Here is a 20,631-nt window from a genome sequence, read left to right as displayed (position 1 = left end):
AGTACGACACAAGGAGCACAGTCATGCCCACCGATCACTACGCGGTCCTGCGCGCCCTGCTGCGCGCCGAGGCCGTACGCAACACGCCGGCACCGCAGGTGAAGAAGGCCAAGCCGCAGGTTCCCCCGAAGGTCCGGGAGCGCGGCTGACGCGGGCGGCGGAGGCGGGCTTTCTCCAGGTCACCGCCTCCGCCGCGCCGTGCCGAACAGCGACCGGGTGATCTCCCGCCCGATCTGCGTACCGACCGACCGAGCCAGGGACTTGAACATGCCGCTGCCCACGACCTGCTCGACGACGGAGGGCTGCTCCTTCTGCCGAGCCCGCTGGTCCGCCGCCCCCGTCGCCTCGCGGATCTCGTCGGGCCCCTTCCCGCCGCGCGCCTCGCGCATCTCGTCCGGCCCCTTGCCGCCCCGGGACGGCTGGAGCCGCTCGTACGCCGACTCCCTGTCCACAGCCTGTGCATACCGCCCGTACAGCGCGGACGCCGTCACCGCCCGCTCCAGCTCGCCGGCCTCGACCGGCCCCATCAGCGACTCGGGGGCCCGCAGCCGGGTCGCGGCGACCGGTGTCGGGGCGCCCCTCTCGCTGAGCACCGTCACCACGGCCTCGCCGGTGCCGAGGCCGGTGAGGAGCTCCTCCAGGTCGTACGCCGAGTTGGGGAAGGTCTTCACCGTGGCCTTGAGCGCCTTCTGATCGTCGGGCGTGAAGGCGCGCAGTGCGTGCTGGATGCGGTTGCCGAGCTGGCCGAGCACTTCGGCGGGGACGTCCTTCGGCGTCTGCGTCACGAAGAAGACGCCGACCCCTTTCGAGCGAATCAGCCGCACGGTCTGCGTGATCGAGTCCAGGAAGGCCTTGGACGCGTCGTCGAACAGCAGATGCGCCTCGTCGAAGAAGAACACGAGCTTCGGCTTGTCGGCGTCCCCGACCTCCGGCAGGTCATGGAAGAGGTCCGCGAGCAGCCACATCAGGAAGGTCGAGAACAGCTGCGGTCTGTCCTGCACGGCGGCCAGTTCGAGGACCGACACGACGCCCCGCCCCTCCGGTGCCGTCCGCAGGAACTCGCTCGTGTCGAACTCCGGCTCCCCGAAGAAGTCCGCCATGCCCTGCGCCTCGAAGGCGGTCAGGGACCGCAGGATCACCCCGGCGGTGGCGGTCGAGAGCCCGCCGATGTTCCTGAGCTCGCCCTTGCCCTCCTCGGAGGTGAGGAAGGCGACGACCGCCCTGAGGTCCTTGAGGTCGACCAGTTCCAGACCCTTGGTGTCGGCGTAGTGGAAGATCAGGCCGAGGGACTGCTCCTGGGTCTGGTTGAGCTGGAGGACCTTGGACAGCAGGACCGGGCCGAAGCTGGTGACCGTGGCCCGTACGGGGATGCCGTGGCCGATGCCCCCGAGGGCGTAGAACTCGGCGGGGAAACCGGTCGCCGTCCAGTCCTGGTGGACCTCGGCGGCACGCGAGCGCACCTTGTCGTTCGGCTGCCCCGGCGCCGCGACCCCGGACAGGTCGCCCTTGATGTCCGCCAGGAACACCGGCACACCCTGCGCCGACAGCTGCTCGGCGATCAGCTGGAGCGTCTTGGTCTTGCCGGTGCCGGTGGCGCCCGCGACCAGGCCGTGCCGGTTCAGCATGGGCAAGGGCACCCGGACCTGCGCGTCGGGCAGGCACCGGCCGTCCCAGAGCAGGGCGCCCAGATCGAGGGCGGGGCCGCCGAAGGCATACCCGGCGGCGATCTCCAGGGCCTCCTGCGGCAGCGCGGCGGCAGTGCCCCGCACCTCGGGAGCCCCGGCCGACGACACGGTCCCCGAACCGCCCTTGGCCCTGCTCTCTCGCTCGCTCATGCCAGACCTCCGCCCACTGAAATTCCGACGTACTCCCCGTTCGGAGCAACCCCTCGCACGACCCCGTCTCCCCGTCGATCTGGCCGTCGCCGTCTCGATCTTTGCCGTTTCATTCCGTTTGCCCCGGTTTTTCCAGCGTCGCACTGCGTCGCCATGGCTGCGCCCGGAAGGTCTTGACCGGTAGGCTTTCCGTGTGATCTTCAAGCGCATCGGAAACGGCCGGCCGTACCCCGACCACGGCCGGGAAAGCACCCGGCAGTGGGCGGACGTCGCGCCGCGCCCGGTCCGCCTCGATCAGCTCGTGACGACCAAGGGTCAGCTCGATCTGGAAACCCTGCTCGCCGAGGACTCCACGTTCTACGGCGACCTCTTCGCGCACGTCGTGAAGTGGCAGGGCGACCTGTATCTGGAGGACGGCCTGCACCGCGCGGTGCGCGCGGCGCTGCAGCAGCGCCAGGTGCTGCACGCGCGCGTCCTCGAACTGGACTGAACCCGGGTCGGCGCGCCCATCGGGCGGGACTTGTTGGCCCTTTCGGGTTGGACCGGGCAGGATCGAATGATCATCTAGTAGGCATTGCCGCTCGGGCGCACTACGCTGCGCCCATGAGCATGCTGACTCCCCCGGGCATGGGCGGCCAGTACCGGATCAAGGGGGACAAGTACCCGCGAATGCGCCGTCCTCGGCGGCGCGGCAGGCTCGTCGTCCTCACCGTCGCCTCGGCCGCCGTGCTGGGCATGATCGGCTGGGGCACGCTGCAGCTCATCGATGTCTTCACCGACGGCGGAAAAGCCTCTGCGGCCGGTCCGAAGGCCGACTGCGGGTCCCGCGCGACGCCCTCGGCTTCCGCCACAGCGCCGCTGCCCGAGCCGGGCAAGATCACCGTCAACGTCTTCAACGCCACGACCCGCAGCGGCCTCGCCAAGCAGACCGCGGACGAGCTGAAGAAGCGCGGCTTCAAGATCGGCGATGTGGGCAACGCGGCCAAGGAGTTCGACAAGAAGGTCAAGGGCACCGGGCTACTGCTCGGCCCGTCCTCGGCCCTGGACACCGCGCTGCCCGTCCTCGGCACCCAGCTAGGCGCCGCCGAGCGCCGCACCGACCCCGCGCGCAAGGGCCCGGCCGTCGACCTGATCATCGGCAACCGCTTCAAGGAGCTCACGAAGAAGGCGGACGCCGACAAGGCGCTGACCGCACTGGCCAACCCCGAGCCGACGCCCACCGGCAAGAAGAGCTGCTGAGGCAGTAGGGCCCCTGGCCCCTCAGCCTCGTAGAACCTGTTCGGCCCCCTGACAGGGCCTATTCGGCGGCGCCGTACAGGCGGTCCCCCGCGTCTCCCAGCCCCGGGACGATGTACCCGTGTTCGTTGAGGTGGTCGTCGACGGCGGCCGTCACGACCGTCACCGGCGTGCCCGCCAGTTCGCGTTCCATGAGCTCGACGCCCTCGGGGGCGGCCAGCAGCACCACGGCCGTCACGTCGTCGGCGCCGCGCTTGATGAGCTCCTGGATCGCCGCGACCAGCGTGCCGCCGGTGGCGAGCATCGGGTCCAGGACGTAGACCTGACGGCCCGAGAGGTCCTCCGGCATGCGCGTGGCGTACGTGGAGGCCTGGAGCGTCTCCTCGTTGCGGATCATGCCCAGGAAGCCCACCTCGGCGGTCGGCAGCAGCCGGACCATGCCGTCCAGCATGCCGAGGCCGGCGCGCAGGATCGGCACCACGAGGGGGCGCGGGTAGGAGAGCTTGACGCCGGTGGTGCCGGTGACCGGGGTCGTGATGTCGACCGCTTCGGTGCGCACGTCCCGCGTGGCCTCGTAGGCGAGCAGGGTGACCAGTTCGTCGGCGAGCCGGCGGAAGGTCGCGGAGTCGGTGCGCTGGTCGCGCAGCGCGGTGAGCTTGTGGGCGACCAGGGGGTGGTCGACGACGTGTAGACGCATGTCCACAACAGTAACCGGGCCCGGTATGCCAGGCGTCCTCACACGCAGCAACCCCAGGGCCGTCACTTAACCCTTGTGCTGGCATCAAACCGCCCATCGGAGGGAAAGTGGGAGAGACGTACCGGGGGTGGTGTGCCTATGCCTGACCGTGAGTCCCCGGCGGACACCGCGCAGGCGGAGGCCGACTCCGCGCGCCGTCGCCGCCGGGCACAGTTCCTGTGGGAGCTCGCCGAGGCCCGCGCGCTGCGGGACCGCGTCCAGCCACGCCGCGCCAAGGCGTCCCGGCTGCGCCACGCCATGCGCATGCGAACGTTCCGCTGGTAGGGCGAGGTAGCGGGGAAGATCCGCGCCCTTCGGGGGCGTTGAGGCGCTGGGCGTGCTTGGACACCTGGAAAAGCCGCGTACGATCCGCACGTGGCGGCAACGAGTGTGCTGGTGAGTCCTTCACGGAGGTGCTCGCGGACACCCTCGGGACGACGCGATCAAAACTGCCGGACACAGGGAGCCGAAGACGTCCCCTGAACGCCTTGTTTCTGCCACGATTCCGAGTGGGTGGGCTCGGAGCACAGCTCTCCCCGCCCCCAACCTCCGCCGGGGGGACCCCCAACCGGCACGCCTACGACCAGTGGGAGAGTCACGGTGTACTTCGCCGCACTGCTCGCGCGCACCGAAGACGGGTGGGAAGCGAGCGACAGAGAGCTCGACGATGTGGAGAGCCTGTCGGATCTGGCCGAACTGGCCCGTGAAGCCTCGCCCGAGGACGACACGGTGCTGGTGCTCATCGAGCAGGAGGACGCCTGGTTCGGCGTCGTCCGGATCGACGGCGAGGACGACCCTCGTATCTACGTCTCGGACGCCGCCGCCGCTGCCCGCAGCAGCTACGGCGAGATCCTGCTCACCGACGAACTGCTCGGCAGGGAGCCCGGCGACGACAGCGCCGACCTGGACTCCCTGGACCTCGACGGCACGGAGGAGCCCGACGGCGACTCCGATGACGACGAGGAGGGCGGCGGCGCGGACGCCGTCCCGCACAGCCCCGTCGGCGACAGCGAGATCCTCGACGACCTCGGCGTCGGCGAGAAGGAACTGAAGGCCCTGGACGCCGAGGACGCGCTGGGCGCCATCGCCGAGGCGCTGGGCGCCTCGGAGGTGCTGGAGACCGTCCGCTGACCTCGTTCGACCCGGGGTCGGTACCCGAGGGGACCGAGGTGCCCGAGGAATCGGAAGTGCCCGACCCCGTACGCGACCGCTGGCGGGCCGCGATGCGGCTCGCCCTGGACGAGGCCGAACTGGCCGTCCGGGGCGGTGACGTCCCCGTCGGCGCCGTCGTGCTGTCCGCCGACGGCACGACCGTGCTCGGCGTCGGCCACAACGAGCGCGAGGCGACCGGCGATCCGACCGCGCACGCCGAGGTCCTGGCGATCCGCAGGGCCGCCGCGCAATTGGCAGGGGCGGCGCGGAGCGCCTCCGGCAAGGGTGGTGGTGGGCGACGGGCGGGCGAGTGGCGGCTGTCCGGCTGCACGCTCGTCGTCACGCTGGAGCCCTGCACGATGTGCGCGGGCGCGATCGTGCAGTCCCGGGTGGACCGGGTCGTCTACGGCGCCCGGGACGAGAAGGCCGGCGCGGCGGGCTCCCTGTGGGACGTCGTGCGCGACCGGCGGCTCAATCACCGGCCCGAGGTGATCGAGGGCGTACTCGCCGAGGAGTGCGCCCGGCTGCTCACCGACTTCTTCCGGGATCGGTGACCCGAGCTCGGCGAATACCGATTTCGGGGCAGGGCGGGCCTTGCTGTAAGGTCTCCCTCGGTAGCGTGTCCGAGCGGCCGAAGGAGCTCGCCTCGAAAGCGAGTGTGGCGCAAGTCACCGAGGGTTCAAATCCCTCCGCTACCGCTGAAGAAGGGCCCCGTCGTCAGACGGGGCCCTTCGTGCTGTTGATCTCCCGAGAGGCGCGAAGGTTACACTCACCGCCGGTAACACGGGGCCCTTTCGGCTCTTTCGACTCGTTCGGCGCAGCAGACACAGTCAGAACAGCAGCCACAGGGGAGGCCGCGATGGCGGTGAATTCGAAGAAGGTCGCCGTCTATGTGGTCGTGGTCTTCGCGCTCTACGTGATCATCACCGACCCGGAGAAGGCCGCCGACTACGTGCAGATAGGGTTCGAGGGCATATCGGACGCCGCCCAGGCCATCGGCGACTTCATGACGTGGATCGCCAACGGTGGCGACAGCTAGGTCCTGCCGCAGGGAGAACTCATGATCCGCCACCTGGTCCTCTTCAAGCTCAACGAGGGCGTCGAGCGCGACGACCCGCGGGTCGTGGAGGGCGTCGAGGCCTTCCGCTCGCTGGAGGGCAAGATCCCCGAGCTGCGCCACTGGGAGCTGGGCTGGAACTTCAGCGACCGCCCCATCGCCTACGACTTCGCCATCAACTCCGCCTTCGAGGACACCGCCGCCCTCCGCGTCTACGCGGAGCACCCCGAGCACCAGGCGGGCGTCGCCCTGTGGCGGGAGTTCGCCACCTGGGTGATCGCCGACTACGAATTCTGAGCCACGGTCCCCCGGCTCCTCCCGGAACCCCCGCAGCCCTCCGCCGGAACGGCGGGGGGCTTTCGCGTGTCTTGCGCAGCGTTCCATCCCCAACACGGGATTATGCGGTACTTGAACACAATGAACTGTCTTGTGATGCTATGACCGCTTTTGACGGATGAGTTGATGGATCACGAGGTGGAGTTGACCGTGCCGGCCAGTACTGCGCCTCAAGCCCCGACCCAGGAGGACACCCCCGCGTCCCCGCCGCCCCGCAGCCGCGGTGCCGACACCCGGGCGCTGACACAGGTGCTCTTCGGGGAGCTCAAGGACCTGACGCCGGGCACGCCGGAGCACAACCGCGTGCGCGGGGCGCTCATCGAGGCCAACCTCCCGCTCGTGCGCTACGCGGCCGCCCGTTTCCGCTCCCGCAACGAGCCGATGGAGGACGTGATCCAGGTCGGCACGATCGGGCTCATCAACGCCATCGACCGCTTCGACCCGGAGCGGGGCGTGCAGTTCCCGACGTTCGCCATGCCGACCGTCGTCGGTGAGATCAAGCGGTACTTCCGGGACAACGTCCGCACGGTCCACGTACCGCGCCGGCTGCACGAGCTGTGGGTCCAGGTCAACAGTGCGACCGAGGACCTCACCACCGCCTTCGGGCGCACCCCCACCACCGCCGAGATCGCCGAGCGGCTGCGCATCACCGAGGACGAGGTGCTGTCCTGCATCGAGGCCGGACGCTCGTACCACGCCACCTCACTGGAGGCCGCGCAGGAGGGCGACGGGCTGCCCGGACTGCTGGACCGGCTCGGCTACGAGGACCCGGCCCTGGACGGCGTGGAGCACCGGGACCTGGTCCGGCACCTGCTGGTCCAACTCCCCGAACGCGAGCAGAGAATCCTTCTTCTGCGGTACTACAGCAACCTCACCCAATCGCAAATCAGTGCGGAACTCGGGGTCTCCCAGATGCACGTTTCGAGGCTACTCGCGCGTAGCTTCCAGCGACTGCGTTCGGCGAACCGGATCGACGCGTAACCGCAAGCAGGATCGAGTCGTAACCGTCGCGAGCGAATCGCTCACCAGGGCGGATCCCGACAGTTCTCTGTTGAAAGGCCGTCAGACCCCCTTTATCCAGGGCGGATTCAAGTCTCACATGTCGACATGTCACTACAGCGTGTTGCCGACATGTGACATTCTTCGGGAAGCGCGTTTGCCGTGGCTTCGGCTCCGGTATTCAGGTGAAGGCTGGCGTTCCTCGTTCGGAGCGTTACGCCACGACCGTCCCGCGACCCAAAGGGGGTGGCATGTCCGCAGACCAGGGCAGCTCGAAGGTGCTCACGCTCACAAAGAGCGAGTCCGCGCCCGACGCCGTTCTCGACGACGTCACGGCTCTGGAGGCCGTCCCGGCCCAGGCCCTCCCGGCAACCGATGTCCCGGCCGTACCGGCCTCGGGTGACATCGACACCCGCACCCTGTCCCGCTCCCTGTTCCTGCGGCTCGCCGCACTGGACGAGCACAGCCCCGAACGCGCGTACGTCCGGGACACGCTGATCGAGCTCAACCTCCCGCTGGTGCGCTACGCGGCCGCCCGCTTCCGCTCGCGCAACGAGCCGATGGAGGACATCGTCCAGGTCGGCACCATCGGCCTGATCAAGGCGATCGACCGCTTCGACTGCGAACGGGGCGTGGAGTTCCCGACGTTCGCGATGCCGACGGTCGTCGGCGAGATCAAGCGGTTCTTCCGCGACACCTCGTGGTCGGTGCGCGTCCCGCGCCGGCTCCAGGAGCTGCGCCTCGCCCTCACCAAGGCCAGCGACGAGCTCTCCCAGAAGCTGGACCGGTCCCCGACGGTGACCGAACTCGCCGCCGTGCTGGGTGTGTCCGAGGAGGACGTCGTCGACGGCCTCGCCGTCGGCAACGCGTACACCGCCTCCTCGCTGGACTCCCCGGCCCCGGAGGACGACGGCGGCGAGGGCTCGCTGGCCGACCGGCTCGGGTACGAGGACACCGCCCTCGAGGGCGTCGAGTACCGCGAGTCCCTCAAGCCGCTGCTGGCCAAACTCCCGCCTCGCGAGCGCCGGATCATCATGCTCCGCTTCTTCGCGAACATGACCCAGTCGCAGATCGGCGAGGAGGTCGGCATCTCCCAGATGCACGTCTCCCGGCTGCTCACCCGCACCCTGGCGCAGCTGCGCGAAGGCCTCATCTCCGACTGACCCCTGCTGTGCCCTTCATATTTGACGGAGCGTCAGCCACCATGGCCCGATGCTTCGCCGGATATGGACGACCTCGACACCTGGCCGTCGGCGCGCCGTGATCGGTGCTTCGGCGGCCGTCGTCTGCCTGGGCGGAGCGCTGGCCGCGTGCGGAGGCGGCGGAGGCGGTGACGGATACGTCGCGACGGGCGCGGCGGGCGGTCCGCCTCGCGTCTCCGGTACGGCTGCCGCACCGACGGGCGAGGTGACGCTGGTGCCGCTCGACGGGCCGCAGGGCGGCGAGGGCGGCGACGACAGCGGTGGCAGTGGCGAGGACGGCGGTAACTCCCCTGGTGAAGGCGGGAGTCAGGAGCCGACAGCCTCCGGGGAAGCAGAGCGCGGAGGAACGGAGAGTCCCGGCCGCCTCCCGAGTGAAACCCCCGGCCGCGCGATCACGCCGACCGACCAGGCCGACCCGCCCAGCAGTTCACCCGCACCCCGGACGCCCGCGACCACTCCCTCGCCCGCGAAGCTGACCGTGAGCGACCCCGTACGGGAGCCCGCCGACAAGCGCTGGTGCGAGAAGGTGACGCTGGCCTTCCACAACTCCGGTGGCACAGCCGTGCGTTCGGGCACCGTCACCTTCGGCACCCACATCATCGGCGCGCTCGGCATCGACTGGGCGACGATCGAGTCGTCGCAGGAACTCCCGGCGCCGATCAAGGCCGGCGCGCGCAAGGGGAAGAGCTGGACGGTGTGCGTCGAGTCCTGGCGGGTGCCGCTCGGCATGCACATCGAGACGCGGGACGTCTCCGTCCGGTGGAAGTGAACCGGAAGTGAACCCGGCAGCGCTTACTTGAGCGCCAGCCAGGCCACCGCCGCCACGATCACCACGGCGGCGATCACGCCGACGATGAGGCCGATGCGGGGACCGGAGGAGGCCTGCTGCTGCCGACCGCCCTGCGGGCCCTCGTCGACGAACGCGCGGAACATCTGGGTGTTGCCTGCGGGGTCGTGGTTGCCCTGGGGGCCCTGGGTGTTAGCCATGGCCTGAGACCCTAGCGAATCCGCCCGTTCGGCCCAAGTGGGGGCTCCCGCCCTGCACAGGGGGTCACAGGACCCACCCGACCTGCACATTTACGGTCGCAATACTTGCCTTTGCCAAGTTTTTGCGGCTCACCCACCCCTTTTGTTTGCCTGTAGCAACCAATGGCTTCTATGGTTGCCCTAAGCAACAAACGACGGAGATGTGATGGCCGAGCAGGCGCAGTACGAGGAGCTGGTCCGTCAGTTCAGCGCCTTCGGCGCCGTGAAACGGGAGATGGGGCGGGTCCTGCCGTCCGACTGTCCCGCCGGTTCCGCCGCCGTACTGACGTTGCTGAACCGCCACGGCGACATGCGCATGAGCAGGCTCGCGGAGTTGCTGGCCGTGGACATGTCGGTCACCAGTCGCCATGTCGCCCACATCGTGGAGCGCGGCTGGATCGAGCGGTCCGCCGACCCGGCGGACAAGCGCTCACGCATCCTGCGCCTGACGCCCGAGGGCCTGGCACAGGTGGACCGGCTGTCGCGGTGCACCACGCAGATGCTCGCCGAGCGCCTGAGCGACTGGACCGATGACGAGGTCATCCAGCTCACCCGGCTCATGGCGCGGCTGAGGTCGTCCTTCGACGAGTCCCCCCGTACACCCGCGATCACCCAGTAGGAAAAGGAATTTCATGGCAACGACCACACCAGCCGGTGTGCGGGCGCACGCCAAGCACTCAGCAGGTGCCTCCGCCGACGGCGCCCCGATGTCGCACCGGCAGATCATGGAGGCCCTGACCGGGCTGCTGCTCGGCATGTTCGTCGCGATCCTGTCGTCGACGATCGTCTCCAACGCCCTGCCAGACATCATCAAGGACCTCGGCGGCGGCCAGAGCGCCTACACCTGGGTGGTCACCGCGTCGCTGCTGGCGATGACCGCGTCCACGCCACTGTGGGGCAAGCTCGCCGACCTGTTCTCCAAGAAGCTCCTCATACAGCTGGCCCTCGTGATCTTCGTGGCCGGCTCAGCACTGGCCGGTCTTTCGCAGAACCCGGCCATGCTCATCACGTTCCGCGCGGTGCAGGGCATCGGCATGGGCGGTCTGTCCTCGCTGGCCCAGATCATCCTGGCCGCGATGATCTCCCCGCGGGAGCGCGGCCGGTACAACGGCTACCTCGGCGCCACGTTCGCGACCGCGATGGTCGGCGGCCCGCTGATCGGCGGTGTCATCACCGACACCGACTGGCTCGGCTGGCGCTGGTGCTTCTACGTCGGCGTGCCCTTCGCCGTCGTCGCCCTGATCGTGCTGCAGCGCACCCTGCACCTCCCGGTCGTCCGCCGGAAGGTCAAGGTCGACTGGGCGGGCGCACTCTTCATCACCGCCGCCGTCTGCCTGCTGCTGGTCTGGGTGACCTTCGCCGGTGACAAGTACGACTGGCTGTCCTGGCAGACGTACGCGATGACCGGCGGCTCGCTCGCGCTCCTGCTGATCTTCATCTTCGTGGAATCCAAGGCGAGCGAGCCGATCATCCCGCTGCGGCTGTTCCGCAACCGCACCATCACGCTGGCCTCGCTGGCCTCCCTGTTCGTCGGCATCGCGATGTTCGCGGGCACGATCTTCTTCAGCCAGTACTTCCAGCTGGCCCGCAACGAGTCGCCGACCATGTCCGGTGTCCTGACGATCCCGATGATCGTCGGCCTGTTCGTCTCCTCGACCGTCTCCGGCCAGGTCATCACCCGCACCGGCCGCTGGAAGGCGTGGCTGCTCGCCGGCGGTGTGCTGGTGACGGCGGGCCTCGGGCTGCTGGGCACGATCCGCTACGACACCGAGTACTGGCACGTCGCGATCTTCATGGCCCTGCTGGGTCTCGGCGTCGGCATGATGATGCAGAACCTGGTCCTGGCCACGCAGAACCAGGTGGCCCCGAGCGACCTGGGCGTCGCCAGCTCGGTCGTGAACTTCTTCCGCTCCCTCGGCGGCGCCATGGGCGTCTCGGCCCTCGGCGCGGTCCTCAGTCACCGCATCACCCACTACGCCGAGGAGGGCATGACCAAGCTCGGCGTACAGGGCGGCTCGTCCGGCCACGGCGAGATCCCCGACCTCGACGCGCTGCCGGGGCCGGTGCGCACGGTCATCGAGAGCGCGTACGGCCACGGCGTCGCGGACGTCTTCCTGTATGCCGCGCCGATCGCCTTCCTCGCCCTCCTGTTCGCCCTGTTCATCAAGGAGGTCCCGTTGAAGACCAAGGGCGCCCTGGCCCAGGCAGCCGAAGGCGCCGAGCCCGCCACGCCGGAGCCCGCCGAGGCCGCCGCACCGGCCGCCGCGCAGGAGCGGATCCCGAGCTGGGCCGCCGCCTCCTCCGCCTCCTCGGACACGGAGGCCGCTCCCGACGGCACCCAGAAGCTCGCCGCCGTCGCCACGGTGGCGCGTGCCGAGGAGACCGGCGGCGCGTCGTTCGGCGGCGTCCCGGTCAGCGGCTTCGTGCGCGGCGCGGAGAGCGCGCCGGTGCCGCAGGCCGCCGTCACGCTGATCTCCCTGGCCGGGCGGCAGCTGGGCCGCTCGGTGGCACAGGCCGACGGCTCGTACGCGGTCGACGCGCCGGGCGCGGGCTCGTACGTCCTGATCGCCTCCGCCGACGGCTTCCAGCCGCAGGCCTCCACGATCGTCGTGGGCGGTGACGAGCCGGTGGCGTACGACATCCTGCTCAGCGGCACCAGTGGCCTGACCGGTGTGGTCCGGGCCGCGGGGAGCGCGCTGGCCGTCAAGGACGCAATGGTGATCGTCACCGACGTGCGCGGCGATCTGCTGGCCACGGCGACCACGGGTGAGCAGGGCGAGTTCAGCTTCGCCGAGCTGGTCCCCGGCGCCGTGACCGTCGCGGTGAACGCCGGCGGATACCGGCCGCGCGCCCTGCCCGTCGAGGTCGGCGGCACCGGGGTCACCCGGGTCGAGGTCGACCTGGAGGCAGGTGCCCAGGTCCAGGGCGTCGTACGGGCGCCGCACGGCCCGCTCGCCGACGCGCGCGTCACGCTGGTGGACGCCGCGGGCAACGTCGTGGGCAGTGCCACCACCGGGCCGGACGGGGCGTACGCCTTCACCGACCTGGACGGCGGCGAGTACACGGTCATCGCGACGGGCTACCCGCCGGTGGCAACGGCCCTGACGGTGACCGGCCGCGGAGCCGACGACCACGACATCGAACTCGCCCACCCCGGCGAGTAGTGGTGGCCCGGTCGTCAATCTCCCGTCGTCCGCCCGAAGGGCGAGCCGCGCACCAGACGCCGCGCGGCAGGCGGGAGATTGGCGACCGGGCCACGCTCCGGCCCGTGGTGGCGGTGCGCTCTGAGCGGAGGTGCGCCGCGCCGCGGGCCGGATTCTTCTGGGACTTTTCTGAGGAGTACGTGAGATGGGACTGACCGCGAGGATCCGTACCCGGGACGGTTGGGCCGTGTCGCACGCGGTCGTCACGGTGACCGACATGACGGGCACGCAGGTGCTGCGGGCCGAGGCGGACGCGGAGGGGGCCGTACGGGACGCGAATCCGCTGCCTGCGGGGGCGTACACCGTCATCGTCACCGCCGTCGGCTACGCCCCCGCCGCGGCGAGCGCGATCGTCACCGCGAGCGGCCGCGCCGAGGTCGGCACGGTGACGCTGGCCCGGCAGGGCGGCACGGAACTGCCGCCGCCCGGGCCGTGGACCGTCGACCCGGCCCACTCCAGCGTCGCCGCGGTCGCCCAGCACCTGGGGATCTCCAGCGTGCACGGCCGGTTCACCCGGTTCTCCGGGGCCATCGAGATCGCGCCGGACGACATCGCCAAGTCCCGCGTGGAGGCGGTGATCCGGGCCGACTCGATCGACACGGGGAACGGCATGCGGGACGGGCACCTGAAGTCGCCGGACTTCCTGGACGTGGAGAAGTACCCCGAGATCACGTATCGCTCGACGGGGGTCACGGCTGCCGCGGGCACCGACCGCTGGACGGTGCACGGCGAGCTGACCATGCACGGTGTCGTACGGCCGGTGGACCTGGACCTGGCCTGTCTCGGTACGGGGGCCGACCCCTGGGGTGGGACACGGGCGGCGTTCCGCGCGACGACCGAGCTGCACCGGGACGACTTCGCCATGAACTACAACCAGGTCGTGCAGGCGGGGATCGCGGCCATCGGTACGACGCTCAAGGTCGAGCTGGACATCCAGGCGGTGCAGGGGGAGTCGCTGCCGCAAGGGTAGACACGCCAGGGTCAGGCTGAGAGAGCCGGTCGGCCCCTAGGCTGACCCCATGGCACCGAACATCGCGACCAACACCCGCGTCTCGCTCGAAGAGCTGCTGGACTTCGTACGGCCCCGTCATCGCGCCATCCTGCTGACCCGGCGCGCCGACGGCAGCGCCCAGGCCTCGCCGCTGACCTGCGGGGTCGACGACTCGGGGCGGGTCGTGGTGTCCACGTATCCCGAGCGGGCCAAGACGCGCAATGCCAAGCGGGACACGCGGGTCAGCCTGCTCGTGCTGAGTGACGACTGGAACGGGCCGTGGGTGCAGATCGACGGTTCCGCCGAGGTCATCGACTCGCCGGAGTCCGTGGATCCGCTCGTCGAGTACTACCGCAACATCGCCGGGGAGCATCCGGACTGGGACGAGTACCGGGCGGCGATGCTGAAGCAGGGCAAGTCGATCATTCGCGTCACGCCGGAGAAGTGGGGGCCGGTGGCGACAGGTGGGTTTCCTGCGCGGCTGGTTGAGGGTGACGCCTAGGGGCTCGGGGGCGCGGGGCCGTCGTGCGGGTGCGGGGCCGTCGTGGCTGGTCGCGCCCACGCGGCGGAGCCGCAAATCGACACAGCCCCGCGCCCCTGACGGCGCTGCCGCGCCCTAGGGGCGTTGCTCGCGTCCTGCCCTTTCGACCATCGCCTCGATGCCCGCCACCAGCAGGTCCAGGGCGAAGCCGAAGTCCCTCTCCCACATCTCCTGCACCGTGTCGCCGCCCCGGGCCTCCATGAGTTCCGCGGACTCCTGGACGATGTCGGCGGCATCCGGGGCCTGGGTGACCGTGCTCATGGCGTGCTGGAAGTAGTCGTCCGGGGTCATGCCGAACGCCGCGCTGCGGGCGATGAAATGGCCCTCGATCGTGCCGAAGCCGTACACGAACTGGAAGACGGCGGAGATGGCCGCGACCAGGCCGTGTGCCGGGAGGCCGGTCTTGCGGATGATCTGCTGGACCAGGCGGGAGAAGGCGAGGCTGTTCGGGCCGATGTTGACGTACGTGCCGATCAGCGGCGACAGCCACGGGTGCCGGACCAGCAGGCCGCGGTACTCGCGGGCCAGCGCGCGCAGTTGGTCGCGCCAGTCCTCGTCGGCCTCCGGGTCGGGCAGGGTCAGTTCACCGAACGCGGCGTCCAGGGCGAGTTCGAGCAGGTCGTCCTTGGTGTCGACGTACCAGTAGACGGACATCGCGGTCACGTTCAGCTCGGCGGCCAGCCGTCGCATGGAGAACTTGGCCAGCCCGTCCGCGTCCAGCAGCCGTATGGTCGCCTCGGTGATCCGGTCCCGGTCGAGCCCGGAGGGCTGCCCGCCGCCACGTCCGCCACGACGTTCCTTGCCCTCCAGCCAGACGCTGGTCCGCGCGGACTGCCCGGCTGCCCTCACCATGGCGCACCTTCCTAGACATTCGGATCGCCGGTCCCGGGAGCGTCCCTACCGGTGCGCGGGGAACTGCGCGACCAGCCACAACGGCCCCGCAGTCGCCCACCAACCGTATGTGTCCCGACCTCTCAGGCGAACTCTGCCCGCTCAGCCCGCCGAAGCAACGCCCACGCGACCAACCCCCCGAGCAACACGGCCAACGACCCCACCAACAGACTGCTCTCCAGCCCGGACGAGAACGCGTCCACAATCCGCCCCTTCTCTGCCTCGCCGTCCGCCAAGGACAGCGCCGCCGGCAGGGACGTCGCCGCCAGCGGGATCAGCGCCGCGAACCGCGCGTTGAGCAGCGCACCCAGCACGGCGACGCCCAACCCGGTGCCGAACTCCGCCACCGTCCCGTTGATCCCCCCGCCGACCCCCGCCTTCTCCGGCGGAATCGCGCTCATGATGGCGTGTGACATCGCCGGACTGGCGACGGCGGCACCGGTGCCGATGAGCACCAGACCAAGCAGCGTGCCGGCGTAACCGCCGGAGGCCATCGTGGCGATGGAGGCGAGGCCCGCCGCCATGACCGCCATGCCGAGCCCGATGGCCAGCGGGTTCCCCAGTCGGGCCGCCCACTTCGAGGCCACTCCGGTGAAGTTCAGTGCCACGATCATCAGGGCGAGCGGGGCCGTCCGCAGCCCGGCCTCCAGGGGCTCGTAGCCGAGCACGAACTGCATGTGCTGGGTGAGCAGGAAGAGCGACCCGCCCATGCCGAAGGTGATCAGCACACCGCCCGAGACCGCCCCCGTGAACTGCCTGTTCCGGAAGAAGTGCATGTCGATCATGGGGTACGGGATCCGGCTCTCCCAGTACGCGAAGGCGGCCAGCACGACGACGGACACGGCCGCCGTCACCAGGACGCGGCCCGACGCCCAGCCGTGTTCGGGCCCGGAGATGATCGCGTACACCAGGGAGGCCATGCCGATCGTGGAGAGCACGGCGCCCACCAGGTCGGGACGGTCTCCCTGCGGGTTCTTCGACTCCGGGACGAGCACCACGACCGCCACCAGGGCGAGCACCGCGACCGGAATGTTGATCAGGAAGATCGCGCCCCACCAGAAGTGGTCCAGGATGAAGCCGCCGAGCAGCGGTCCGGCCGCGAAGCCCAGCGAGTTCACCGCGGCCCAGATGCCGATCGCCTTCGGCTGTTCCTCCGGCGTGAAGATCTGTATGGCCACGGCCAGGACCGTGGTCATCAGCAGCGCGCCGCCGACGCCCATGCCGGCCCGCGCCGCGATCAACTGGCCCGTGGAGTCGGCGAGGCCGGCCACGAGCGAGCCCACACCGAACAGGGCCAGGCCCGCGGCCAGCATCTTCTTGCGGCCGTAGCGGTCGGCGGCGCTGCCGGCCGTGAGCAGCAGGCCCGACTGCACGAGCGAGTAGGCGTTGATCATCCACTGGATGTCGGAGGTGGCGGCGTCCAGTTCGCGGGTGAGCGAGGGGATGGCCACGTTCAGGACGGTGTTGTCGAGCACCACGGTGAGCACCGCGACGCACAGGACACCGAGGATCAGCCAGCGTTGCGGGTGGCCGCCCGGCGCGGCGGGCTGTGGCTGGGCCGGGGCCTGTTCCCGGGGGGACGTCGTCATGCTGTACAGCGTAGAACAGATCCCATACACCGTACAACGCGAGTTCCCGCCGTACCGGACCCCGCCGAAAGCCGGAAAGGCGTACGGCCGCGTAGGCCGTACGCCCTTCCTCTTCGAGAACCGTCAGCTGCTGGTCTGCTGCGTCAGGTCGTAGAACGTCGACGAACCGACCGTGACCTGCTTGAAGTTGGCCTCGACCCACTCGGTGATCTGCGAGGACGTGCCGCTGCTGCTGCCGCCCATGCCGCCGCCGGAGCCGCTGGAGATGAAGTAGTGGATCTTGCCTTCCGTCACGTACTTCTTGAACTCCGCCAGCGTCGGGGACGGGTCGGTGCCGTTGAAGCCGCCGATCGCCATCACCGGGTCGCCGGTGGAGAGCTGGTAGCTCGCGGCGTTCTGGGCGCCGATGGCCGCGGCCACCCAGGTGTACTCACTCGCGTTCTTCTCCAGCAGTTCCTTGGCCTCGTCGCTGACGCTGGCGCCGTTGAGCAGGCCGCCCGCGCCGCCACCGCCCATGCCGCCGCCGTCACCGGTCCGGCCGCCGGGGCCACCCTGCTGCTGGTTCTGGCCCTGCTGGTTCTGGGTGCTGCCGTTGCCGTTCTGCTGCCCCTGGCCCGGCATACCGCCGCCGGGGAAGCCGTTGCCGTTCTGCTGGTTCTGGCCCTGGCCCTGCTGGTTCTGCTGACCCTGCTGGTTCTGGCCGGGCATGCCGCCGCCCATGCCGCCGCCACCGCCGGGGCCACCACCACGGCCACCCGCGACAGCGGGTCCCGCGGTGACGATCGAGCCGGTGTGACCCTCGTTCACCGTGGTGAGGGTGTACGCGGTCGGGCCGGCCAGCGCCGCGACGAGGCCCAGGCCGACGACGCCCATGGTCAGTTGACGGCCCAGCCTGCCGGCGAAGACCAGGCCCAGCGCGGCGGCCAGTCCGCCGACCAGGACCAGCCACTTCAGCCACGGCAGGTAGTCGGAGGAGCGGTTGAGCAGGACGTAACCCCAGACCGCCGTCGCCGTCATCGCGGCCGCCAGGCTCAGCGCCGCCCACACCTTGTCGCGCTTGTCCCAGAGCAGCGCCGCGCCCATGCCGATCAGCGGGGCGATGTAGGGGGCGAGGGCCACCGTGTAGTACTCGTGGAAGATGCCCTGCATGTAGCTGAAGACCAGCATGGTCGTGATCAGCGCGCCGCCCCAGACGAGGAACGAACCCCGCGTCACGGACGTACGGCGGGCCTTGCGGGTGGCCACCAAGGCCGCGACCAGCAGGATCAGGGCGGCCGGGATCAGCCAGGAGATCTGGCCGCCGATGCTGGAGCCGAACAGCCGGTCCCAGCCGGTCTCGCCCCAGCTGCCGCCGCCGTTGCCGCCGCCACCGCCCCCGCCGACGCTGCCGGTCTCCTCGCCGTTGAGCCGGCCGAGGCCGTTGTAGCCGAAGGTCAGTTCAAGGAAGGAGTTGTTCTGCGAACCGCCGATGTACGGGCGGGAGGAGGCGGGCCACAGCTCGACGATCGCGACCCACCAGCCGCCGGAGACGACGATCGCGACCAGGCCCGCGGCGAGCTGACCGATCCGCTTCTTCACCGACACGGGCGCGCAGACCCCGTACACGATCGCGAGCGGCGGCAGGATCAGGAAGGCCTGCAGGGTCTTGGCGAGGAACGCGAGGCCGATGGCGGCACCGGCCCACACCAGCCACTTCGTACGGCCGTCCTCCAGACCCCGGATGACGAAATAGCAGGCCACGGCCATCAGCAGGGCCAGCATCGCGTCCGGGTTGTTGAACCGGAACATCAGCGCCGCGACGGGGGTGAAGGCGAGCACCGCGCCCGAGATCAGGCCCGCCGCCGGGCTGAACCGGCGGCGTACGGCCGCGTACACCACGGCCACCGTGCCGACGCCCATCAGGACCTCGGGGAGCAGGATCGCCCACGAGCTCAGCCCGAAGAGCCGCACCGACAGGGCCATCGGCCACAGGGACGCCGGGGGCTTGTCGACGGTGATGGCGTTGGCCGCGTCCAGCGAACCGAAGAAGAACGCCTTCCAGGACTGGCTGCCGGCCTGGACGGCCGCCGAGTAGAAGGAGTTGGCGTAGCCGGAGGCGCTCAGGTTGTAGAGGTAGAGGACGAGGGTGGCGAGGAGGAGGCCGAGGAACGCCGGGCGGGCCCAGCGCGGGTCCTCGGGACGGCCGCGCCACAGCCGTCGTACGAAGGGGTGCTCGGGTGCACCGGCCTCGGGCGCCGGGGCCGCGGACGGGGGTGGCGGGGAGGGCCCCAGGTGGCGGGGCTCGCGTCTCTGCCGTGGTCGTGGGTCTGCTGGTCGTAGTGAACGGTCATCGCGAGTCCCTGGAGTCGGTGTCGTGCGGGCGCACCGGCTGCAACTGCATGGTGACGTCCCGCCAGCTGCCGTCCGCGGCTTCACCGGCGCGGAACTGAGTGGTGTCGAACGGGTGATGGGGAGCGCCCCGGGTCACCGGGCGCTGCGGGAGCGGGCCGTGGTGGCCGGGCTGCGCCATGGAGCCGGCGCCCACCGTGGAGTAGGTCGGGGAGGACGGGCTCGGGACCGGGGTGTGCGAGGCGGCCGTCGTCGCGTCGGCGTCCCGTCGGTCCGGGAACACCCACGCCCTGAAGAGCAGGAAACGCAGCACCGTCGCCGCGAGGTTGGCGGCGATCAGGACGGCGAGTTCGGTGGAGTGGCCCGGGTCGCTGCTCGCCGCGTTCAGGGCAGCCAGCGAACCGCTGGTCAGGGCGAGGCCGATACCGAAGACGACCAGGCCCTGCGCCTGGTGCCGGACGGCACCGCCCCGGCCGCGCACTCCGAAGGTGAGGCGCCGGTTGGCCGCCGTGTTGGCGATCGCGGAGACCAGCAGGGCGAGCGCGTTGGCCACTTGCGAGCCGGCGAAGACGCGGAAGCCGCTGTAGAGGAGGAGGTAGAAGAGGGTGGACAGGCCGCCGACGACACAGAAGCCGACGAGCTGACGGGCCAGGCCCTTGGGTACGTCCTTGATCTCGCGGTCGCGCGGGTCGTCGCCGAAGGGGCGGGTGAGCCGGTCCAGCGACAGCGAGCCGGTCGCCAGGGCCCGGCCCACCCGCCACACGCCCTTGAGGTCGTCGGTCGCCGTCTTCACGATGTGCACCGTGGAGTTGGGGTCGTCGACCCAGTCGACCGGCACCTCGTGGATGCGCAGGCCCGCGCGCTCGGCGACCACCAGCATCTCGGTGTCGAAGAACCAGCCGGTGTCCTCGATCAGCGGCAGCAGCACCTGGGCGACATCGCGGCGTATCGCCTTGAAGCCGCACTGCGCGTCCGAGAAGCGGGCCTGGAGCGAGCCGCGCAGGATGAGGTTGTACGTGCGGCTGATGAACTCCCGCTTGGCGCCGCGCACCACCCGCGAGCTCCGGCTGAGCCGGGAGCCGATCGCCAGATCCGAGTGGCCGGAGATCAGCGGCGCCACCAGCGGCAGCAGGGCGTTGAGGTCGGTGGACAGGTCCACGTCCATGTAGGCGAGGATCGGGGCGTCCGAGGCGGACCAGACGGTCCGCAGAGCCCGGCCGCGGCCCTTCTGCTCCAGCCGGAAGGCCTTGACCTCCGGGACCTCCGCCTCCAGCCGCCGGGACACCTGGGGGGTGGTGTCCGTCGACGCGTTGTCCGCGATCGTGATGCGGAACGCGTACGGGAACGTGCGCTTGAGGTGGTCATGCAGTCTCAGCACACACGGCTGGAGGTCCTTCTCCTCGTTGTAGACGGGGATCACTACGTCCAGGACAGGCGTACCGGCGTCGCCGGCCGGGAGGTGCTCCCGCGCCGGCAGGGTGCCGGGAGAAGAGTCGGTTCGCATGACAC

General features: G+C 70.3%; 22 protein-coding genes and 1 tRNA gene. 16 read left to right on the top strand and 7 right to left on the bottom strand.

The window, feature by feature from the left end; genetic code table 11:
* Window positions 1-23 precede the first annotated feature (23 nt).
* On the top strand, window positions 24-149 hold the full coding sequence (locus OHO27_RS21495) for a hypothetical protein (RefSeq protein WP_328426335.1): 126 nt from the start codon (window positions 24-26) through the stop codon (window positions 147-149).
* Between the two features lie 30 nt (window positions 150-179).
* Here OHO27_RS21495 and OHO27_RS21490 read toward each other — a convergent pair whose 3' ends face one another.
* Window positions 180-1,835, bottom strand: coding sequence for a helicase HerA-like domain-containing protein (locus tag OHO27_RS21490; protein ID WP_328426334.1), 1,656 nt, complete (start codon window positions 1,833-1,835; stop codon window positions 180-182).
* A gap of 193 nt (window positions 1,836-2,028) precedes the next feature.
* On the opposite strand from OHO27_RS21490, the gene OHO27_RS21485 reads away from it, so the two are divergent.
* Both OHO27_RS21485 and OHO27_RS21480 read left to right on the top strand, forming a co-directional pair.
* Entirely contained in the window at window positions 2,029-2,325 is a 297-nt protein-coding gene (locus OHO27_RS21485) for a type II toxin-antitoxin system VapB family antitoxin (protein WP_003999914.1), read from the top strand.
* Between the two features lie 137 nt (window positions 2,326-2,462).
* Window positions 2,463-3,074 carry a LytR C-terminal domain-containing protein gene (locus tag OHO27_RS21480; protein ID WP_328430503.1) on the top strand — a complete coding sequence of 204 codons (612 nt, stop codon included), beginning with the start codon at window positions 2,463-2,465 and terminating at the stop codon, window positions 3,072-3,074.
* A 58-nt stretch (window positions 3,075-3,132) separates the two neighbouring features.
* Here the strand turns inward: OHO27_RS21480 and upp are convergent, their stop codons facing one another.
* Window positions 3,133-3,768, bottom strand: a complete 636-nt coding sequence (gene upp, locus OHO27_RS21475) for a uracil phosphoribosyltransferase (RefSeq protein WP_328426332.1) — start codon at window positions 3,766-3,768, stop codon at window positions 3,133-3,135.
* Window positions 3,769-3,906: 138 nt separating this feature from the next.
* Between upp and OHO27_RS21470 the strand changes: the two genes are divergently transcribed.
* The 9 genes from OHO27_RS21470 to OHO27_RS21430 all read left to right on the top strand — a co-directional run bounded on the left by OHO27_RS21470 (window position 3,907) and on the right by OHO27_RS21430 (window position 9,322).
* Window positions 3,907-4,092, top strand: a complete 186-nt coding sequence (locus tag OHO27_RS21470; protein ID WP_328426330.1) for a hypothetical protein — start codon at window positions 3,907-3,909, stop codon at window positions 4,090-4,092.
* 315 nt (window positions 4,093-4,407) lie between these two features.
* A complete protein-coding gene (locus OHO27_RS21465; RefSeq protein WP_328426328.1) occupies window positions 4,408-4,938 on the top strand; it encodes a tRNA adenosine deaminase-associated protein in 531 nt (176 codons plus the stop codon).
* Between the two features lie 92 nt (window positions 4,939-5,030).
* Window positions 5,031-5,513, top strand: coding sequence for a nucleoside deaminase (locus OHO27_RS21460; RefSeq protein ID WP_328430502.1), 483 nt, complete (start codon window positions 5,031-5,033; stop codon window positions 5,511-5,513).
* Between the two features lie 59 nt (window positions 5,514-5,572).
* A tRNA-Ser gene (locus tag OHO27_RS21455) sits at window positions 5,573-5,657 on the top strand.
* A gap of 161 nt (window positions 5,658-5,818) precedes the next feature.
* Entirely contained in the window at window positions 5,819-5,998 is a 180-nt protein-coding gene (locus OHO27_RS21450) for a hypothetical protein (RefSeq protein WP_328426326.1), read from the top strand.
* 21 nt (window positions 5,999-6,019) lie between these two features.
* Window positions 6,020-6,313, top strand: a complete 294-nt coding sequence (locus OHO27_RS21445) for a Dabb family protein (RefSeq protein WP_328426324.1) — start codon at window positions 6,020-6,022, stop codon at window positions 6,311-6,313.
* Window positions 6,314-6,478: 165 nt separating this feature from the next.
* Window positions 6,479-7,333, top strand: coding sequence for an RNA polymerase sigma factor SigF (locus OHO27_RS21440; protein ID WP_328426322.1), 855 nt, complete (start codon window positions 6,479-6,481; stop codon window positions 7,331-7,333).
* Between the two features lie 269 nt (window positions 7,334-7,602).
* Window positions 7,603-8,514, top strand: coding sequence for an RNA polymerase sigma factor SigF (locus tag OHO27_RS21435; protein ID WP_328426320.1), 912 nt, complete (start codon window positions 7,603-7,605; stop codon window positions 8,512-8,514).
* 49 nt (window positions 8,515-8,563) lie between these two features.
* Complete coding sequence (locus OHO27_RS21430; protein WP_328426318.1) at window positions 8,564-9,322, top strand: hypothetical protein; 759 nt, start codon at window positions 8,564-8,566, stop codon at window positions 9,320-9,322.
* 23 nt (window positions 9,323-9,345) lie between these two features.
* Here the strand turns inward: OHO27_RS21430 and OHO27_RS21425 are convergent, their stop codons facing one another.
* Window positions 9,346-9,540: a hypothetical protein gene (locus OHO27_RS21425; protein WP_328426316.1), complete on the bottom strand. Its 195-nt coding sequence runs from the start codon at window positions 9,538-9,540 to the stop codon at window positions 9,346-9,348.
* Window positions 9,541-9,745: 205 nt separating this feature from the next.
* On the opposite strand from OHO27_RS21425, the gene OHO27_RS21420 reads away from it, so the two are divergent.
* From OHO27_RS21420 to OHO27_RS21405, 4 genes are all read left to right on the top strand, one after another.
* Window positions 9,746-10,198 carry a MarR family winged helix-turn-helix transcriptional regulator gene (locus OHO27_RS21420; protein WP_328426314.1) on the top strand — a complete coding sequence of 151 codons (453 nt, stop codon included), beginning with the start codon at window positions 9,746-9,748 and terminating at the stop codon, window positions 10,196-10,198.
* A gap of 13 nt (window positions 10,199-10,211) precedes the next feature.
* The gene (locus OHO27_RS21415; protein ID WP_328426312.1) at window positions 10,212-12,743 is read left to right on the top strand and encodes an MFS transporter; all 2,532 of its coding nucleotides are present in this window, start codon (window positions 10,212-10,214) and stop codon (window positions 12,741-12,743) included.
* Between the two features lie 184 nt (window positions 12,744-12,927).
* Complete coding sequence (locus OHO27_RS21410; protein WP_328426310.1) at window positions 12,928-13,752, top strand: YceI family protein; 825 nt, start codon at window positions 12,928-12,930, stop codon at window positions 13,750-13,752.
* 49 nt (window positions 13,753-13,801) lie between these two features.
* Window positions 13,802-14,275, top strand: coding sequence for a PPOX class F420-dependent oxidoreductase (locus OHO27_RS21405; RefSeq protein ID WP_328426308.1), 474 nt, complete (start codon window positions 13,802-13,804; stop codon window positions 14,273-14,275).
* 114 nt (window positions 14,276-14,389) lie between these two features.
* Here the strand turns inward: OHO27_RS21405 and OHO27_RS21400 are convergent, their stop codons facing one another.
* The 4 genes from OHO27_RS21400 to OHO27_RS21385 form a co-directional block, all read right to left on the bottom strand.
* Window positions 14,390-15,166 carry a TetR/AcrR family transcriptional regulator gene (locus tag OHO27_RS21400; protein WP_328426306.1) on the bottom strand — a complete coding sequence of 259 codons (777 nt, stop codon included), beginning with the start codon at window positions 15,164-15,166 and terminating at the stop codon, window positions 14,390-14,392.
* 122 nt (window positions 15,167-15,288) lie between these two features.
* On the bottom strand, window positions 15,289-16,794 hold the full coding sequence (locus OHO27_RS21395; RefSeq protein ID WP_328426304.1) for an MFS transporter: 1,506 nt from the start codon (window positions 16,792-16,794) through the stop codon (window positions 15,289-15,291).
* A 123-nt stretch (window positions 16,795-16,917) separates the two neighbouring features.
* Window positions 16,918-19,209: an ArnT family glycosyltransferase gene (locus OHO27_RS21390; RefSeq protein ID WP_443059571.1), complete on the bottom strand. Its 2,292-nt coding sequence runs from the start codon at window positions 19,207-19,209 to the stop codon at window positions 16,918-16,920.
* Window positions 19,121-20,626 (bottom strand): bifunctional glycosyltransferase family 2/GtrA family protein, encoded by a 1,506-nt coding sequence (locus OHO27_RS21385; RefSeq protein ID WP_328426302.1) that lies wholly within the window; start codon window positions 20,624-20,626, stop codon window positions 19,121-19,123. The genes OHO27_RS21390 and OHO27_RS21385 overlap by 89 nt, the downstream gene beginning before the upstream one ends.
* Window positions 20,627-20,631: the final 5 nt, after the last annotated feature.

Source organism: Streptomyces sp. NBC_00443, from assembly GCF_036014175.1.
In the GTDB taxonomy this organism is placed as follows: domain Bacteria; phylum Actinomycetota; class Actinomycetes; order Streptomycetales; family Streptomycetaceae; genus Streptomyces.
Note: the sequence above shows the minus strand (reverse complement) of the source record. Positions and strands in the feature narration are given on the sequence as shown.

Coding starts and splice junctions, on each gene's coding strand:
- OHO27_RS21495 (WP_328426335.1), top strand. CDS start 24: ATGCCCACCGATCACTACGCGGTCCTGCGCGCCCTGCTGCGCGCCGAG.
- OHO27_RS21490 (WP_328426334.1), bottom strand. CDS start 1,835: ATGAGCGAGCGAGAGAGCAGGGCCAAGGGCGGTTCGGGGACCGTGTCG.
- OHO27_RS21480 (WP_328430503.1), top strand. CDS start 2,463: ATGGGCGGCCAGTACCGGATCAAGGGGGACAAGTACCCGCGAATGCGC.
- upp (WP_328426332.1), bottom strand. CDS start 3,768: ATGCGTCTACACGTCGTCGACCACCCCCTGGTCGCCCACAAGCTCACC.
- OHO27_RS21470 (WP_328426330.1), top strand. CDS start 3,907: ATGCCTGACCGTGAGTCCCCGGCGGACACCGCGCAGGCGGAGGCCGAC.
- OHO27_RS21460 (WP_328430502.1), top strand. CDS start 5,031: ATGCGGCTCGCCCTGGACGAGGCCGAACTGGCCGTCCGGGGCGGTGAC.
- OHO27_RS21450 (WP_328426326.1), top strand. CDS start 5,819: ATGGCGGTGAATTCGAAGAAGGTCGCCGTCTATGTGGTCGTGGTCTTC.
- OHO27_RS21445 (WP_328426324.1), top strand. CDS start 6,020: ATGATCCGCCACCTGGTCCTCTTCAAGCTCAACGAGGGCGTCGAGCGC.
- OHO27_RS21440 (WP_328426322.1), top strand. CDS start 6,479: ATGGATCACGAGGTGGAGTTGACCGTGCCGGCCAGTACTGCGCCTCAA.
- OHO27_RS21435 (WP_328426320.1), top strand. CDS start 7,603: ATGTCCGCAGACCAGGGCAGCTCGAAGGTGCTCACGCTCACAAAGAGC.
- OHO27_RS21430 (WP_328426318.1), top strand. CDS start 8,564: ATGCTTCGCCGGATATGGACGACCTCGACACCTGGCCGTCGGCGCGCC.
- OHO27_RS21425 (WP_328426316.1), bottom strand. CDS start 9,540: ATGGCTAACACCCAGGGCCCCCAGGGCAACCACGACCCCGCAGGCAAC.
- OHO27_RS21420 (WP_328426314.1), top strand. CDS start 9,746: ATGGCCGAGCAGGCGCAGTACGAGGAGCTGGTCCGTCAGTTCAGCGCC.
- OHO27_RS21415 (WP_328426312.1), top strand. CDS start 10,212: ATGGCAACGACCACACCAGCCGGTGTGCGGGCGCACGCCAAGCACTCA.
- OHO27_RS21410 (WP_328426310.1), top strand. CDS start 12,928: ATGGGACTGACCGCGAGGATCCGTACCCGGGACGGTTGGGCCGTGTCG.
- OHO27_RS21405 (WP_328426308.1), top strand. CDS start 13,802: ATGGCACCGAACATCGCGACCAACACCCGCGTCTCGCTCGAAGAGCTG.
- OHO27_RS21400 (WP_328426306.1), bottom strand. CDS start 15,166: ATGGTGAGGGCAGCCGGGCAGTCCGCGCGGACCAGCGTCTGGCTGGAG.
- OHO27_RS21395 (WP_328426304.1), bottom strand. CDS start 16,794: ATGACGACGTCCCCCCGGGAACAGGCCCCGGCCCAGCCACAGCCCGCC.
- OHO27_RS21385 (WP_328426302.1), bottom strand. CDS start 20,626: ATGCGAACCGACTCTTCTCCCGGCACCCTGCCGGCGCGGGAGCACCTC.